Origin of the sequence: Streptomyces sp. NPDC051219, assembly GCF_040682335.1 — a bacterium.
Classification (GTDB): domain Bacteria; phylum Actinomycetota; class Actinomycetes; order Streptomycetales; family Streptomycetaceae; genus Streptomyces.
In genome coordinates this window covers 145,390-160,362 of sequence record NZ_JBFBAS010000011.1, presented here as the reverse complement: position 1 = coordinate 160,362, position 14,973 = coordinate 145,390, and the positions used below count along the sequence as shown (strand labels likewise).

General features: G+C 70.0%; 16 protein-coding genes and 1 pseudogene. 6 read left to right on the top strand and 11 right to left on the bottom strand.

The window, feature by feature from the left end; all coding sequences use genetic code 11:
• The first annotated feature begins 230 nt into the window (after positions 1 to 230).
• Positions 231 to 722 (top strand): GNAT family N-acetyltransferase, encoded by a 492-nt coding sequence (locus AB0M62_RS15935; RefSeq protein WP_366074775.1) that lies wholly within the window; start codon positions 231 to 233, stop codon positions 720 to 722.
• A gap of 45 nt (positions 723 to 767) precedes the next feature.
• On the opposite strand, the gene AB0M62_RS15930 is transcribed toward AB0M62_RS15935, so the two are convergent.
• On the bottom strand, positions 768 to 1,199 hold the full coding sequence (locus AB0M62_RS15930) for a VOC family protein (protein ID WP_366074774.1): 432 nt from the start codon (positions 1,197 to 1,199) through the stop codon (positions 768 to 770).
• A gap of 378 nt (positions 1,200 to 1,577) precedes the next feature.
• Here AB0M62_RS15930 and AB0M62_RS15925 point away from each other — a divergent pair, with 378 nt between their 5' ends.
• Positions 1,578 to 3,500, top strand: a complete 1,923-nt coding sequence (locus tag AB0M62_RS15925; RefSeq protein ID WP_366074812.1) for a peptidoglycan recognition family protein — start codon at positions 1,578 to 1,580, stop codon at positions 3,498 to 3,500.
• Positions 3,501 to 3,560: 60 nt separating this feature from the next.
• Here AB0M62_RS15925 and AB0M62_RS15920 read toward each other — a convergent pair whose 3' ends face one another.
• The 7 genes from AB0M62_RS15920 to AB0M62_RS15890 form a co-directional block, all read right to left on the bottom strand.
• Positions 3,561 to 4,061, bottom strand: coding sequence for a hypothetical protein (locus tag AB0M62_RS15920; RefSeq protein ID WP_366074773.1), 501 nt, complete (start codon positions 4,059 to 4,061; stop codon positions 3,561 to 3,563).
• Positions 4,062 to 4,340: 279 nt separating this feature from the next.
• Positions 4,341 to 4,748 carry an ACT domain-containing protein gene (locus AB0M62_RS15915; protein ID WP_366074772.1) on the bottom strand — a complete coding sequence of 136 codons (408 nt, stop codon included), beginning with the start codon at positions 4,746 to 4,748 and terminating at the stop codon, positions 4,341 to 4,343.
• A gap of 35 nt (positions 4,749 to 4,783) precedes the next feature.
• On the bottom strand, positions 4,784 to 5,023 hold the full coding sequence (locus tag AB0M62_RS15910; protein WP_366074771.1) for a DUF397 domain-containing protein: 240 nt from the start codon (positions 5,021 to 5,023) through the stop codon (positions 4,784 to 4,786).
• Positions 5,024 to 5,131: 108 nt separating this feature from the next.
• The gene (locus tag AB0M62_RS15905) at positions 5,132 to 6,298 is read right to left on the bottom strand and encodes a thiolase domain-containing protein (RefSeq protein WP_366074770.1); all 1,167 of its coding nucleotides are present in this window, start codon (positions 6,296 to 6,298) and stop codon (positions 5,132 to 5,134) included.
• Positions 6,295 to 7,350: a thiolase domain-containing protein gene (locus tag AB0M62_RS15900; protein ID WP_366074769.1), complete on the bottom strand. Its 1,056-nt coding sequence runs from the start codon at positions 7,348 to 7,350 to the stop codon at positions 6,295 to 6,297. Before AB0M62_RS15900 ends, AB0M62_RS15905 begins: the two co-directional genes overlap by 4 nt.
• On the bottom strand, positions 7,350 to 8,318 hold the full coding sequence (locus tag AB0M62_RS15895; RefSeq protein ID WP_366074768.1) for an OB-fold domain-containing protein: 969 nt from the start codon (positions 8,316 to 8,318) through the stop codon (positions 7,350 to 7,352). The genes AB0M62_RS15900 and AB0M62_RS15895 overlap by 1 nt, the downstream gene beginning before the upstream one ends.
• 110 nt (positions 8,319 to 8,428) lie before the next feature.
• Positions 8,429 to 9,229, bottom strand: a complete 801-nt coding sequence (locus AB0M62_RS15890) for a crotonase/enoyl-CoA hydratase family protein (RefSeq protein WP_366074767.1) — start codon at positions 9,227 to 9,229, stop codon at positions 8,429 to 8,431.
• 168 nt (positions 9,230 to 9,397) lie between these two features.
• Between AB0M62_RS15890 and AB0M62_RS15885 the strand changes: the two genes are divergently transcribed.
• From AB0M62_RS15885 to AB0M62_RS15870, 4 genes and pseudogenes are all read left to right on the top strand, one after another.
• On the top strand, positions 9,398 to 11,026 hold the full coding sequence (locus AB0M62_RS15885; RefSeq protein ID WP_366074766.1) for an acyl-CoA synthetase: 1,629 nt from the start codon (positions 9,398 to 9,400) through the stop codon (positions 11,024 to 11,026).
• Positions 11,027 to 11,048: 22 nt separating this feature from the next.
• Positions 11,049 to 11,460 (top strand): annotated as a pseudogene (locus AB0M62_RS15880) (DUF3626 domain-containing protein); the annotation flags it as partial.
• A gap of 75 nt (positions 11,461 to 11,535) precedes the next feature.
• The gene (locus AB0M62_RS15875; protein ID WP_366074764.1) at positions 11,536 to 12,597 is read left to right on the top strand and encodes a right-handed parallel beta-helix repeat-containing protein; all 1,062 of its coding nucleotides are present in this window, start codon (positions 11,536 to 11,538) and stop codon (positions 12,595 to 12,597) included.
• 35 nt (positions 12,598 to 12,632) lie between these two features.
• Positions 12,633 to 13,706, top strand: coding sequence for a methyltransferase (locus AB0M62_RS15870; RefSeq protein WP_366074763.1), 1,074 nt, complete (start codon positions 12,633 to 12,635; stop codon positions 13,704 to 13,706).
• Between the two features lie 123 nt (positions 13,707 to 13,829).
• On the opposite strand, the gene AB0M62_RS15865 is transcribed toward AB0M62_RS15870, so the two are convergent.
• From AB0M62_RS15865 to AB0M62_RS15855, 3 genes are read right to left on the bottom strand one after another with little or no spacing between them, the layout of a single operon-like run.
• Complete coding sequence (locus AB0M62_RS15865) at positions 13,830 to 14,162, bottom strand: TcmI family type II polyketide cyclase (RefSeq protein ID WP_366074762.1); 333 nt, start codon at positions 14,160 to 14,162, stop codon at positions 13,830 to 13,832.
• Between the two features lie 60 nt (positions 14,163 to 14,222).
• Entirely contained in the window at positions 14,223 to 14,705 is a 483-nt protein-coding gene (locus AB0M62_RS15860; RefSeq protein ID WP_366074761.1) for an SRPBCC family protein, read from the bottom strand.
• A gap of 1 nt (position 14,706) precedes the next feature.
• Positions 14,707 to 14,964: an acyl carrier protein gene (locus tag AB0M62_RS15855; protein ID WP_366074760.1), complete on the bottom strand. Its 258-nt coding sequence runs from the start codon at positions 14,962 to 14,964 to the stop codon at positions 14,707 to 14,709.
• Positions 14,965 to 14,973 lie beyond the last annotated feature (9 nt).

Here is a 14,973-nt window from a genome sequence, read left to right as displayed (position 1 = left end):
AGACGCCGTTCGCGAGCAGCCATGCCGAGTCGGCGGTAACCACCGGACCGTCCCGGCCGACCCATGCTTTTCCGCCCAGAACCAGGATCTCCATCCCGACACCCAAGCACCGCCAACTCCGAGCACTCAGGCGGGTTCGCTGACGGCGGACCCGGCCGGCCAAGAGCCGCCCGACCGAGGTGACGCGGCCGCAGTGCGCGGGACGGCTTCGATTACGTATGCTCCTGGGCATGGTGAGGTTGGAGCGACTGCGGGATGACCACGCGCCTGCGCTGTTGGCTTTCGAGCAGGAGAACCGGGAGTACTTCGCGCGGTCTGTGCCGGATCGAGGCGACGCCTACTTCGCCGAGTTCCCCTCCCGTCACCGTGCCCTGCTCGCCGAACAGGACGCCGGCCTGCATCACTTCCATGTCGTCATGGACGATGAGGGGAGCCTGATCGGTCGTGTCAATCTCGTGGACGTCGTGCAAGGTGTCGCCGAACTTGGCTACCGGATCGGCGAGCGGGCCGCGGGCTGCGGCGTCGCGACGGCCGGGGTCGAGGCAGTGTGCCGCCTGGCCGCTGAGTCGTACGGGCTGGCCGCGCTCATGGCAGTCACCACGCTCGACAACCGGGCGTCCATGTCCGTGCTCGCACGGAACGGGTTCGCAGTCGTGGAGAACATCAGGCTCGACGGGCGCCCGGGGGTCCGCTGCCAACGCCTGCTCGAGGTCACTCACTGATCGCCTCGCAGCGGCGCTCCACCAATCTCACCGGGCGTTTGCCTTCTAACGCTCGGACAGCGGGGACGGCGCCTCCTGGAGCACCCAGCCGTTGCCGTCCGGGTCGGCGAAGAAGGCGAAGGAGTTCCAGGTCTCACCCTTCCCCTCCTCCCAGCCCGCCGGCCCCACGTGCTGCACCGGGCTGACGTCGACTCCGCGCTCCGACAGGTCGCGGTGCGCGGCGGCGATGTCGGTCACGCAGATCTGCACGCCGCGCAGGGTGCCTGGCTTCATCTCCGACTGTGCCGGCGAGGTCGGCATACCTTGTGAAAGCGCGATCGAGCACCGCGAGCCCGGCGGCGTGATCTGCACGATGCGGATGCCCGGCGCCACCTCGGTGTCGACGTCGACGTGGAAACCGCACTTGTCCGCATAGAACTCCTTGGCCCGGTCGACGTCGGCAACGGGGATGGTGAGGACCTCGATCGTGTAGTCCATGGGGCGCCTTCTTCCCTTCGTGTCCGGCTGCGGGCTGTTCCGCAGTCAGCATGAGAACTGTGCCACTGCCCACTGACAAATACTCAGAACGAGGGCGCAGACGGCGCGGTCCGGTCACTCCGCCGGCCATGACGTTCGGTACGTCGCGGCGGGACGACGTCACCGCCTGCCCGCTCCAGTGGTCCACTCCACTGACGCCTCGCAGGCCCGCGACGTGCATTTTCCTTGCTCCGAGGCGTGATTGACGGATCGTCGGACACCCGATACCCCTGTAGGCGAGTCCGGCACCGCACGCCCCATCGAGCCCCACCTCGTCCCAGGAGGCCCGCCTTGCAGAGACCCGCCGCGCCCCCACCCCATCCGACCGCCCGGTGGCGGCTGCGCACGGCGGGTGCCGTGGCGTCCGCGGCCCTTGTGCTGCCCCTCGTCTCGGCCGGTCCCTCGGCCACCGTCGAACTGCCCGCCCAGGACACGCTGCAGCGGGACTTCGCCGCCGCCTCTCAGCGTTACGGCGTACCGCAGAGCGTGCTGCTCGCTGTGTCGTACCTGCAGTCCCGGTGGGACTCGCACGGCGGGGCGGCCAGCGTGACGGGAGGGTACGGGCCCATGCATCTCACGGATGCCAGGACCGCCCTCGCAGAAGCTCCCCACCACTCACACGGGGCGGAGGATGCCCGGGGCGACGAGTCGCGTCCGGCCAGAACCGGCCACGCGGAGCTGCCTGCCGCCTCGCAACTGCCCGATCGGCTGCGGACCTTGGAGCGGGCGGCAGCTCTCACCGGGCTGCCTGCACGGCGGTTGAGGGAAAGCGTCTCCGCCAACGTCCGGGGTGGCGCGGCGCTGCTCGCGGCGGCGCAGAGGCAGCTGGAACAGCCGCTCAGCGCGGACCCGGCCGACTGGTACGGGGCGGTGGCCCGCTACTCGGGCGCCGACGACACCGCCACCGCCACCACGTACGCCGACGACGTCTTCGCGGTGATCCGCGCGGGCGAGCGGCGTACCACCGACAGCGGGCAGCGGGTGGTCCTGCCCGCCTCGCCCGGGCTGGAGCCGGACACCGCGCAGGCCGGACGGCTCGGACTCCGGACCGCCGACGCCGGGCCGGCCGAGTGCCCGCCGACCGTGGCCTGCGAGTGGATCCCGGCACCGTACGAGGAGTTCGGGGAGGGTGACTACGGCAACCACGACAAAGCCGGGCGGCCCGCGAAGCAGAGCATCGACTACATCGTCATCCATGACACCGAGGCCACCTGGGACGTCACTCTCCAACTGGTGCAGGACCCCACCTATGTGTCGTGGCAGTACTCGCTGCGCTCCTCGGACGGGCACATCGCCCAGCACCTGGCGTTGCAGGACGTGGGCTGGCATGCCGGAAACTGGTACCTCAACGCAAAGTCGGTGGGCCTGGAACACGAGGGCTTCCTCACGGCGCCCGACGCCTGGTACACGGAGGCGATGTACCGCACGTCCGCCCGGCTGGTGAAGTACCTCGCCGGGAAATATGACATTCCACTGGACCGGCAGCACATCCTGGGCCACGACAACGTGCCCGGCCCCACCACGGCGAGCATCCGCCAGATGCACACGGACCCCGGGCCCTACTGGGACTGGGCGCACTACTTCAGGCTGCTGGGCAGGCCGTTCCATCCGACGGCGGGCGCCGAGGCCGGCGTGGTGACGATCCGTCCGGAATATGACGAGCACCGGCCGGTGTACACGGGCTGTGTGCGGGCGGGCGAGGTGTGCGCGACGCACGGATCGGGCGCGGTCCGGCTGCACATCGCGCCCCGGGCGAACGCGCCGCTGGTGAAGGACATCGGCTTGCGGCCGGGTGGCCAGGACTCGACGACGGGCGTCAACGACACCGGCGCCCGGGCCTCGGCCGGCCAGCAGTACGCGGTCGCCGGGCGCGCGGGCGACTGGACCGCGATCTGGTATCTCGGCCAGAAGGCCTGGTTCCACAATCCGCGCAAGCAGCCTGCCGCGGTGGGCGCCCGGGGCCTGGTGCTGACGCCGAAGGACGGCGCGGCCGAAATCCCGGTGTACGGACGGGCCTACCCCGAGCCGGCGGCGTACCCGGCGGGTGTGCCTGTCCAGCCCGTGACGCCGCTGCCGTACAAGCTGCTCGCGGGGCAAAGGTATGTGGTGGGCGACCGGATGGCTCCCGAGTACTACTTCGCGCCGGTGTTCGATACGACGGGGCACCGGGTGGTACGCGGCGAGGAGACGTACTACGAGATCCAGTTCGGACACCGTGTCGCCTATGTGAAGGCGTCCGATGTACGGCTGCTGAGGTCCTAGTACTGCAACTAGGCCGTTCGGGCCGGGGCGTGGCGGCGGCCGGGCCGGGAGCCCGGCGGCTCAGCCCTGCTGGAAGAGCTCGGCGGGCAGCGGCTTCAGCAGCGCGTACAGGTCGTCGGTGATCGGCCGGTCCCAGCTCGCGATGGTGACGAGCACGTTGTCGCTGCGGTCGAACTGCACGCACGAGATGCGGCTCTCGGAGAGCTTGACCCGCCGGACGATCAGGAGGTTGTCGCCCTGCATCACCGGCATGTCCTCGGTACCGACGACCTCGATGTCCTCGTCGTTCTCGAGGGCCACGAGCAGTTGTGCCACTTCGAACGGCACCTGCTTGTCGGCGAGCTCACGCGCCGGGGAGCCTTCGGGCAGGTTCCCGATGATCATCGCGGGACCGCGTCCGCCGAACAGGTCGTAACGGAGGAAGACACCCTGGCAGCTTCCGTCGGGAGCCGGCAGCAGACCGGCCCCGAGGTTGCCGGGCCAGTCCCCGGGGTCCATGGCCAGGACATCGAAGTCCGGGCCCGCGGGGGAGGCGGCGCTGCGGCGGCGGAGGAAGGACATGCCGCCATGGTACGTGCCCCGGGCCACCGTGCGGAGACGGGGGCGGGGCCGTCCGTACCGCCCTTGATCAGCCCTTCCCGTCCGCATACGGCGCTGCGCCGACGGCGCCGGACAGGGCCGGGACACCTCTCGGGCGGTGGCGCCGCCGGGGTCACGGAAGGGGTCCGGCCGGCCGGGCCCGGCATGTTCCCGCGGCACCCGGCACGGGCCGAGGGGGGGCGCACCGTGAGCCCGCCGTCACGACCACGGCCGGTTCCGGCGGTGTTCCCGGGACGCGCGTCAGGCGGAGCGCGCCGCCAGTGCTTCGATCAGGCCCACGGCCTCGGCCGCACGCTCGGCGGGCACGAAGAGGTGATCGTGGTGGTACCCGGCGACGACGTTGCAGCTCAGGCCCGCTTCGGCGAGCTCGCGGGCGACGGCTGCGGTGAGGCCGACGGCATCGAGCGCGGAGTGCACGCGAAGCGTGATCCAGCCGGCCACGTAGTCGTACGCCAGGCCTGCGGCCTCGGCTTCCTCCTGGCGTACGACGAGGGTCAGTCCCTCGTTCTCGGTGACACTGACGACAGGGGTGACCCCGTGCGGTGCGCCACCGTGGATCGTGGCCGTGGTGGTGAAGACGTACCGGCCGGGGTTCAGCTCCGGCCGCATGCCGCTCAGCAGTTTCCGCAGGTCGCTCTCGCCGCCCATGCCTCCAGGCTAGGGGTCCTGCGGATCGGGCCTGATCAGGTGAGGTCGAACTCCCCGTCGCGCGCGCCGAGGACGAATGCCCGCCACTCCGCCGGCGAGAAGATCAGCGACGGGTTCTCGGGCTTGCCGCCGTTGCGCATGGCGATGAACCCTTCTACGAATGCGATCTGGACGTCACCCGCCCCCTGGCTGCTCGACTGCCAGTCCGCTGTGCTGAGATCGAGTTCCGGCTTGTCCCAACCTGCAAGGGGCTGCTGCGTCATGCTCTCGGTCACGTGCGTGCTCCTCCCGGTTCCGTCGTCCGGGGCCCAGACTAGCCATCACCGCCGGTGGCGGACAGGCCGCGGAACGTGTGCCGCGGCGCGTCCCTGCGCCGGACCCTGTCAGGAGGGCGGCGGCTCGGCACCGACCAGCCACATGGAGAAGAACTGCGCCCCGCCCCCGTAGGCGTGGCCGAGCGCCTTACGGGCGCCCTCCACCTGGTGTTCGCCCGCCAGGCCACGGACCTGGAGCGCCGCCTCGGCGAAGCGGATCATGCCGGAGGCACCGATGGGGTTGGTGGACAGCACCCCGCCCGACGGGTTGACGGGCAGATCGCCGTCGAGTTCGGTGACTCCCGATTCGGTGAGCTTCCAGCCCTCCCCCTCGGCGGCGAATCCCAGGTTCTCCAGCCACATCGGCTCGTACCACGAGAACGGCACGTACATCTCGACGGCGTCGATCTCCCGGCGGGGATCGGTGATCCCGGCCTGCCGGTAGACGTCGGCGGCGCAGTCCTTGCCCGCCTGCGGGGAGACGAAGTCCTTGCCGGCGAAGAGTGTCGGCTCGCTGCGCATCGCACCGCCGTGCACCCAGGCGGGCGCGTGCGGCGAACGCGCGGCGCCGGCCAGGTCGGTGAGGACCATGGCGCACGCCCCGTCCGAGGACGGGCACGTCTCCGAGTACCGGATCGGGTCCCAGAGCATCGGCGACGCCTGGACCTTCTCCAGGGTGATGTCCTTCTCGTGCAGATGCGCGTACGGGTTCTTCAGCGCGTTGCGCCGGTCCTTGTAGGCGACGAGGGAGCCGACCGTCCCGGGGGCTCCCGTGCGCCTCATGTACGCCCGTACATGAGGGGCGAAGAAGCCGCCGGCGCCGGCCAGCAGCGGCTGCTGGAACGGGACGGGCAGGGACAGGCCCCACATCGCGTTGGATTCGGACTGCTTTTCGAAGGCGAGGGTCAGTACCGTCCGGTGGACGCGCGCGGCGACGAGGCTGGCGGCGACCAGCGCGGTGGAGCCGCCGACCGAGCCCGCGGTGTGGACCCGGAGCATCGGCTTGCCGACGGCTCCGAGGGCGTCGGCGAGGTAGAGCTCCGGCATCATCACGCCCTCGAAGAAGTCGGGGGCCTTGCCGATGACGACGGCGTCGACGTCCGACCAGTCCAACTCGGCATCGTCGAGCGCCCTGCGGGCCGCCTCGCGGACCAGCCCGGCGAGGGAGACGTCCCGGCGGGCGGCGACGTGCTTGGTCTGGCCGACGCCGACGACGGCCACTGGCTCCTTGCTCATGACTGCTCCCCCTCCAGTACGGCGACCAGGTTCTGCTGAAGGCACGGCCCCGAGGTCGCGTGTGCGAGCGCCCGGTCGGACTCGCCCCGGTGGATGCGGGCCGCCGCCTCGCCGAGGCGGATGAGCCCTGCCGCCATCACCGGGTTGGCGGCGAGCGCGCCGCCCGAGGGGTTGATGTTCACTGCGGGGCCGAGCCGCAGCGCCTTGCGCAGCACCACCTCCTGGGAGGTGAAGGGCGCGTGCAGTTCGGCGGTGTCGACGGGCCGGCCGAAGGCGCCGGCCCGCTCGGCGGCCAGCCGGGTGGACGGCGAGTCGGTGAGGTCGCGGACGCCGAGGCTGTGCGCCTCGATCCGGTGATCGAGACCGCGGATCCAGGCGGGTCGGGAACAGAGCCGGCGTGCCGTGTCCCCCGCGGCCAGGACGACGGCGGCGGCGCCGTCGCCGACGGGTGGGCAGTCCCCGGTGCGCAGCGGGCGGACGAGGTAGTCGCCGGCGGGCACCGGACCGCGCAGCTGGGCGTGCGGGTTGGCCTCGGCGGAAGCACGGTTTCGGGTCGCGACCGCGGCGAGTGCGCGCTCGTCCGCGTCACCCGCGTCGATGACCGCTTGGGCCTGGAGCGCGGCGAGCGCCACCGAGTCGGGCCACAGGGGTGCCAGGTAGTACGGGTCGAGCTGGCGGGTCAGTACGTCGCGGAGCTCGCCCGGTGACGACTTGCCGTAGGAGTAGACGAGAGCGGTGTCTGCCTCGCCGGTCTGGATCTTGACCCAGGCCTCGTACAGCGCCCAGGCGCCGTCCATCTCGACGTGCGATTCGGAGATCGGCGGCCAGGCACCGACGCCGTCGAGGGTCATGGTGAAGGAGAAGGCCCGGCCGGCGAGGTAGTCGCTGGAGCCGGAGCAGGTGAAGCCGATGTCGCTCGCCTGGAGGCCGGTCTGCGCGAGGACGTCGTGCAGCACCGGCATGACCATCTCGACCTCCGACAGCTCGTCGGTGCGCCGCCGGTGGTCGCTCTGCCCGAAGGCGACGATCGCCACGTCCCTGGCGTACGGCATCAGAGCAGCTCCTTGTACGCGTCGTAGTCGGCGTCCGGTTCGCCGGTGGGCCGGTAGTGGTCGGGAAAGCGGCCGCCTTCGGTCCACACCGGTTCTACGCGCAGGCCCATCCGCACCTGGTCGTAGGGGATTCCGCCGATGCGGCCGTGCAGGGCGAGCCCCGCGCCGTCGAGGGCGATGTGCGCGTAGACGTACGGCACTTCGATGTCCAGGTTCTTCGCCTTGATGTTGACGATGCAGAAGGTCGTGACGGTGCCGCGCGGCCCGACCTCGACCTGCTCCCCGGTCGCCACGCCGCAGGTGGGGCAGGCGCCGCGGGGCGGGACGTACACCTTGCGGCAGGAGGGGCAGCGCTCGCCGACTGTCTTCCGGTCGCCGAGGGCCTTGATGTACGCGGTCTGGGCGCGACCGGGCGAGTACGTGTAGTCGAGCCGGGCCGGCACGACGATGCCGGTGACGGGGTCCGGGAACCCGGCGCTGTACGGGCCGGGCCGGGCGGCTTCCGTACCGTCGTGCCCGTCGTGGGGTTCGAAGCAGGCGATGTCGGTGATCGCGCCGGAGCGTTCGCCGGCCCAGCGGATCCGGACGCGCATTCCCGTGCGTACGGTGTCCGGTGCCGGTACGTCGAGCACGTGCAGCAGGGCGGTGTCCGCTCCGTCGAGCCTGACGAGCACCCAGGCGAAGGGGGTCGGCAGCGGCTGCTGGGGGCGGGGGTCCGGATTCCAGGCCCAGGTGGTGACCGTGCCGGTTGGGGCGACCTCGACGAGATCGCGCAGCTCGGCGGAGTCGACGGGGTCGTACTCGACGGGCGGTACGAGCACCCGGCCGTCGCTCGTGCGCACGCCTAGGACGGTGCGTTCGCGCAGAGCGGTGAGGAAGGCGCCCTGGACGGGCCCGAGGGAGCGGGTGAACGGGAACTCGACGACCAGCGGGGCGCGCAGCACCTCTGGTGGCGGGGCGGCTGTCATGGGCGGAACTCCAGTTCTCCGCGGACGGGTGGTCGCTCCGGCGGACGCCGGAAGGGGGTGGCCGGCTCAGGCGACGCGGGGTCGCCGGCTTCGGGCGCGGGGTCGCCGGCTCAGGCTCGCCGGTAGACCGGCGGGCGCTTCTCGGCGAAAGCCCGGGCGCCCTCCTTGGCATCGGCCGTGTCGAAGACGGGCCAGCCACGCTCGAGTTCGGCCTTCAGGCCGTCCGTCTCCGTCATCTCCGCCGTCTCGTAGACGGACGCCTTGACCGCCTCGACGGCGAGCGGGCCGCAGGCGTTGATCTGTTCGGCTAGGGCGAGCGCCGTCTGCAGTGCGGTGCCGTCGGGCACGACACGGCCGACGAGTCCGATACGAGCCGCCTCTTCGGCGCTGTACGGGCGGCCGGTGAGGAGCATTTCGAGTGCGTGGGTGCGCGGGATCTGGCGCTGGAGGCGTACGGTCGAGCCGCCGATGGGGAAGAGGCCCCGTTTCACCTCGAAGAGGCCGAAGGTGGCGCTCCGGCCGGCCACCCGGATGTCGGTACCCTGCAGGATCTCCGTACCGCCCGCGACGCAGTAACCCTCGACGGCGGCGATGACGGGCTTGCGAGGGCGGTGGTGGCGCAGCATCGCCTTCCAGTGCAGATCGGGGTCGGCCTTCAGCCGGTCCCGGTACCGCTCTCCTTCCATCCCTTTGCCGGCCAGGGCCTTGAGGTCCATGCCGGCGCAGAAGTCGCCGCCCGCGCCGGTGAGCACCACGGAGCGGATCGCGTCGTCCTCGTCCGCCTCCTGCCAGCCGTCGTACAGCCCTACCAGGAGTGGCAGCGAGAGCGCGTTCTTCGCCTCGGGCCTGTTCAAGGTGAGTACCAGCGTGGCGCCTTCGCGCTGCACGGTGAGGTGTTCGGTACCAGCCATCGCCGTTTCTCCCGTCTCAAGACCTAGAACAGGTTGCAGGAGACGCGGATGCAGTTCAATAGTTTTCTGACAGGTAGTCAGATTTCTTTGACGGTCCCTCTTCCCAGTTGGGATGCACGGCGCTCTAATGACCGCCGAGCCAGTTGGTTGCCGGGGTCAGGAGGAACGGTGGAGTACAACCTTGCCGACCTGTTCGAGTCGGTCGTCGACGTGGTCCCCGACCGCGAGGCGCTCGTGTACGTCGACCATCCCGGCACCGGGGCGGAGCGCCGGCTCACCTACGCCCAGCTCGACGTGGCGGCCAACCGCATCGCCCACCACCTCCTGGACAGCGGGATCGAGCCGGGCGAGCACCTCGGCCTGCACCTCTACAACGGCATCGAGTACCTGCAGACGGTGCTGGCGTGTCTGAAGGCCCGGATCGTGCCGGTGAACGTCAACTACCGCTACGTCGAGGAGGAGCTGGTCTACCTCTACCGGGACGCGGACCTGGCGGCCCTGGTCTTCGAGGCGGAGTTCACCGAGCGGGTCGCGGGCGCTCTGCCACGGACGGAGAAGCTGCGGCATCTGGTGCGGGTGGGGACCCCGCCGGAGGACGCCCCCGAGGTACGGGCGACCGCGTTCACCGAAGCCGAGGCGTCCGGATCTCCCGGACGAGGGTTCGGGCCAAGGTCCGCGGACGACCTCTTCATCATTTACACCGGCGGCACGACCGGGATGCCCAAGGGCGTGATGTGGCGGCAGGAGGACCTTTTCTTCTCCGGCCTCGGCGGCGGCGCGCCGACCGGCGACCCGGTCAAGGCTCCGGAGGAGCTGGCCGAGCGGGTGGCGGCGGGCGGTGACGGCATCACCTTCTTCCCCACTCCCCCGCTGATGCACGGCACTTCCACGCTGACGGCGTTCATCGGCTTCAACTTCGGCCAGCGCATCGTCATCCACCGCAAATTCGTGCCGGAGGAGGTGCTGCGCACCATCGAGAAGGAGAAAGTCACCAGCGTGTCGCTGGTGGGCGACGCGATGCTGCGGCCGCTCGTCGACGCGCTGAAGGGGCCACTCGGCGGAACAGACTGCTCCGCCCTGTTCAGCGTCTCCAGCTCCGGGGCGATCATGTCGGAGACCGTGCGCGCCCAGTTCCACGAGCTGGTGCCCCACGTGATGCTGCTGAACAACTTCGGCTCCTCCGAATCCGGCTTCAACGGCACGGCGACGGACGACTCCGGCCCCGAGAAGGGCTTCCGGCTGCGGGTCAACGCCCGCACCGCCGTCGTCGACCCGGCCACGTACGAGCCGGTCGCGGTCGGCGAACCAGGACGCGTCGCACAGCGCGGACATGTGCCGCTGGGCTACTACAACGACCCGGAGAAGACGGCCGACACCTTCTTCCGCAAGGGCGACGAGCGCTGGGTACTGCTCGGCGACATGGCGACCGTCGACGAGGACGGCATCGTCACCGTGCTCGGGCGCGGCTCGCAGTGCATCAACACCGGCGGCGAGAAGGTCTACCCCGAAGAGGTCGAGCAGGCCCTGAAGTCGCATCCCGACGTGTACGACGTGCTGGTCGCGGGTGTACCCGACCCGAAGTGGGGCAACCATGTGGCGGCGGTGGTGCAGCTGCGCCAGGGGGCGGCGGAGCCGTCGCTCGACGAGATCCAGTCGCACTGCCGGACCCGTCTGGCCGGGTACAAGATCCCGCGGCAGCTGGTGATAGCCCCGGAGATCCGGCGTTCCCCGAGCGGCAAGGCGGACTACCGCTGGGCCCGCACGATGGCCGCGACGGACGGCGGGCCACCGGCATAGGTGTGGCGTTCGGAGCATGCACTTCGGTGTCGCGACCGCCATGTCGCTCATAGCAGTCGCCGAGGCCGACAGCCGGGACGCCCTCGACGACTACATCGAGGCACAGGTACACGGGCCGGTGGTGCTGCACCGGCACGTCGAGGCGCTGGTACTGGATCCGGGCCACCGCGGCTCCGACGCACAGGCGGCCCGCCCGCCGCCTCGGCTGTCCGGTGGAGTGGCACTCGGGCGTCAGGCCGACGGTCGAGGAACTCCGGCGCCGTCCGGAGTACCGCGGACAGGACTGTGCCGGCCCGGGGGCGGAGATCGCGGTCGGTGGCAGGCTGGATCCGCGGGTCATCGGGGAGCCGGCCCGCACCGGCCACTACGACCCCCAGGCGCTCAAGAAGGTGTGGCACTATGAGGCGCGCTTCAGCGCCCCGCGCACGGCGTAAGCCGTTTGCGCACGCGATGTATCCATCCGCTTACCCCGTGTGGCGAGCCGCGATGAACGCCCATAGCTTCGGCTCATGACGAAACGACAGATCAAGAGCCTCGCATGCATCGCAGTCGTCGCGGCCACCGGACTGGGCGCAGCCGCGCCGTCCGCCGCCGACAGCCGGCACGTGGTGCGTCCGGGCGAATCGATCCAGGAAGCGGTGAACGCCGCAAAGCCGGGAGACACCATTGTGATCTCGCCCGGCACCTACCGTGAGAGCGTCCTGATCACGAAGCCGAACCTGACCCTGCGGGGTGCGGGGGCGCGCACGGTGATCGTGCCAGGGGCGGCGAAACGGTCCGCCAACGCCTGCGCGCAGGCCGGCAACGGAATCTGTGTCATGGGTACGGAGAAAGCAACCGTCGACGGCGTACGCATCCGCGCGCTGACGCTCTCGGGATTCAAGAAGAACGGCATCTGGGCCACCCGCACCGACCGGCTGACCGTCCGGAAGGTGATCGCCGAGAAGAACGGCGTATGGGGCATTGCCCAGGAGAGGTCCACCCGGGGGGTGTTCCGGGGCAACATCGCCCGGGACAACGCCGAGTCCGGCATCTTCATCGCCAACACCATCGACCGGGAGGGTGGTGCCATCGACACCGAGGGGGCGGTGGTGCGGGACAACCGTCTGACGGGGAACCGGATCGGTGTCACGGTCAGGCGGGTCAGAAACCTGTCCGTGGCCCGCAACACCCTTACGGGCAACTGTGGCGGGGTGTTCGTCGTGGGCGACGAGACGAAGCCCTGGGCGGGCGCGATGACCATCCGCAACAACCTGATCCACAAGAACAACAAGTTCTGCCCCGGCAACACCAGGCTCCCCGTCATCCAGGGCTCCGGCATCGTCCTCACCGGCGCCGAGGACACCGTCGTGCGCTCGAACGTGGTCACGGACAACGTGGGCTCGTCACCGCTCTCCGGCGGCATCGTGCTGTTCAAGAGCTTCGTGGGCGCCCTCAACACCAACAACGTCATCCGGGACAACGTGGTGCTCCGCAACGGTTCGGCCGACCTGGCCAACCGGGACACCGGAACGGGCAACACGTTCTCCGGCAACATGTGCCAGGCCTCCGAACCCGCGGGGATGTGCTGACCGGTGTTCCTCTTCACCAGGAGAATCGAGGCGGTATGACGATCGCCAGTCCGACCCCCACGACCACTACCTCCACCACCCCCGCGGTTGCCTCTCCCGCCCCGCAGTCCTCCATGCGGCTGAGGGAACTCGTCTTCGGGGCGGCGTGCGCGGCGGCCGTCCGGGCGGCTGCCCGCCTGGGCGTGGCCGACGCGCTGGGCGAGACGCCCACGGGCGCGGAGGACCTCGCGGCGGCCGTGAAATGCGACGCGCGGTCGCTGCGGAGGCTGCTCCACACCCTGTCCTGCTACGGGATCTTCGCCGCGACCGAGGACGGCAGATTCGTCCACACCGACATGTCGCGGATGCTGCGCGAGGACGACCCGAACAGCCTGCGCTCCATCTCCCTGTGGTGCACGGAGCCGTGGACCTGGGACGTCTGGCCACGGCTCGACGATGCGGTGCGCACCGGCTCCAGCGTCTTCCACGAGGTGTTCGGCAAGGGCTTCTTCGAACATCTGCATCAGGACGCGCCCGAGTCGGCGCATGTGTTCAACCAGGCCATGACGACGTCCAGCATGCAGTCCGCGCTGGACGTCGCGGAACTCCTCGACCTCACCGGCGTTTCGTCGGTCGCGGACATCGGAGGCGGTCAGGGCCATGTGCTCGCGAGCCTGCTCGAGAGGCATCCCCAGGTCCGCGGCACACTGCTCGACCTGCCCGACGTGGTGGCCAAGTCCGATCCCCGGCTGTCCGACGGCGGGCCGCTCGCCAAGCGGGTCCGCATCCTACCGGGGGACTGCCGGCAGAGCATCCCGGTCAAGGCCGATCTCTACATCATCAAGAACATCCTCGAATGGGACGACGACAGCACCCGCAGAACTCTGGGGAACGTCGTCGCGGCGGCTCGCCCGGGAGCCAGGGTCGTGGTCATCGAGAACCTCGTGGACGACACGCCCTCCATGAAGTTCACCACCGCCATGGACCTGCTTCTGCTGCTGAATGTCGGCGGCGCCAAGCATTCCAAGGAGAGTCTGGTCGACCGGATCACCGATGCCGGTCTGCTCATCGGCGAAATCCGGCCGGTCAACGCGTATCTGCACGCGTTCGAGTGCACCGTCCCCGGCTGAGCCCTCTTCCCTCGCGGTCTCGCGAAACGAATCCGCGAGACCGCGAGGAACGAACCCCGCGGGGAACGAACCGAAACGCCCCGAGCCCGGCTCATCGCCGGGCTCGGGGCGAACTCATGCTCGTCACGCGGTACGGTCGCGCTCCCAGCGGTAGAACTGGTGGGCCATGGCGTCCTTCGGGCTCTTCCAGGTTTCGGGGTCGTACGGGCTGACGAAGGCGGACAGCTTGTCGCTGATGTCCCGGAAGGCCGGGTGTTCCGTGACCTTCGCGATCTCGGGGCCGGGCGGCCGCTCCGATTCGATGAGGTGCAGGTACACATCGCCGAACTGGAACAGACTGCGCCGGCTGACTCCGACGAGGTGTGGCAGTTCACCGCCGTCGGAGGCCGCGAACAGGTCGGCGATGTCCGGAGCCGAATCCGGCGCCATACGGGCGACGATCAGAGCGTGGTGCATCGGGGGGTCCCTTCGTGTGCCGCCGGGAACCGGCGGCACGTAGGCGGCGGGCGGCGGGCGTCAGTTCGGCGTGACCGGGGCGGGCGTGTGGCCTTCGCGGTCGTGCTGCTCGATCCGGTCGCGGATCAGTTCCATCTGGATGCGGGAGTTGCGGTTGATGTTGTCCGTCATCCAGGCGTCGTCGACCGGGGCTTCGGGCTTCATCGCGAAGTCCTGCGTCCACTGCATCCGGATACCGTCCGGCACCTCCTCGTACTCCCAGCGGATGTCCATGTACTGGAACGGGCCGGGCTCGACCCGGCGGGCGCGGACGCAGAGCCCGGCGCGGTCGGTCTCCCGTTCCGAGACCCAGCTCCAGACCTTGCCGTTCTCGTCGGGGTGCATGGTCAGCCGGAAGGTCGTCTTGTCGCCCTCCCGGGCGAGGATCTCGACCGACGCGTACTCACTGAACAGCCGAGGCCAGTTCTCGATGTCGTTGGTCACGTCCCAGACGAGGTCCAGGGGGGCTGCGATGGTGATTTCGTTCTCGGTGTGTCCGGGCACGTCAGGCTCCAGTCATGAGGGTGTTGTTGACGAGGTCGAGGAACTCACGCGGCGTCTTGCACCGGTCGGCGTCGGGGGGCAGCGGCCGGCCGTGCCGGTTCTCCAGCTCGCCCACGATGCCGAGGAGGCCCAGCGAGTCGAGGCCGAACTCGTCGAACTTGGAGTCGGGGCGGCTCGCCATCTCGTTCGGATCGACGGTCAGGCCGGCGCCCTTCTTCATCAGCACGGCCAGTTCTTCCATGGTCAGTTGAGCGTTCATGAGAGTTCT

Coding starts and splice junctions, on each gene's coding strand:
- AB0M62_RS15905 (WP_366074770.1), bottom strand. CDS start 6,298: ATGAGCAAGGAGCCAGTGGCCGTCGTCGGCGTCGGCCAGACCAAGCAC.
- AB0M62_RS15890 (WP_366074767.1), bottom strand. CDS start 9,229: ATGGCTGGTACCGAACACCTCACCGTGCAGCGCGAAGGCGCCACGCTG.
- AB0M62_RS15875 (WP_366074764.1), top strand. CDS start 11,536: ATGACGAAACGACAGATCAAGAGCCTCGCATGCATCGCAGTCGTCGCG.
- AB0M62_RS15895 (WP_366074768.1), bottom strand. CDS start 8,318: ATGACAGCCGCCCCGCCACCAGAGGTGCTGCGCGCCCCGCTGGTCGTC.
- AB0M62_RS15920 (WP_366074773.1), bottom strand. CDS start 4,061: ATGTCCTTCCTCCGCCGCCGCAGCGCCGCCTCCCCCGCGGGCCCGGAC.
- AB0M62_RS15930 (WP_366074774.1), bottom strand. CDS start 1,199: ATGGACTACACGATCGAGGTCCTCACCATCCCCGTTGCCGACGTCGAC.
- AB0M62_RS15855 (WP_366074760.1), bottom strand. CDS start 14,964: ATGAACGCTCAACTGACCATGGAAGAACTGGCCGTGCTGATGAAGAAG.
- AB0M62_RS15865 (WP_366074762.1), bottom strand. CDS start 14,162: ATGCACCACGCTCTGATCGTCGCCCGTATGGCGCCGGATTCGGCTCCG.
- AB0M62_RS15915 (WP_366074772.1), bottom strand. CDS start 4,748: ATGGGCGGCGAGAGCGACCTGCGGAAACTGCTGAGCGGCATGCGGCCG.
- AB0M62_RS15935 (WP_366074775.1), top strand. CDS start 231: ATGGTGAGGTTGGAGCGACTGCGGGATGACCACGCGCCTGCGCTGTTG.
- AB0M62_RS15870 (WP_366074763.1), top strand. CDS start 12,633: ATGACGATCGCCAGTCCGACCCCCACGACCACTACCTCCACCACCCCC.
- AB0M62_RS15900 (WP_366074769.1), bottom strand. CDS start 7,350: ATGCCGTACGCCAGGGACGTGGCGATCGTCGCCTTCGGGCAGAGCGAC.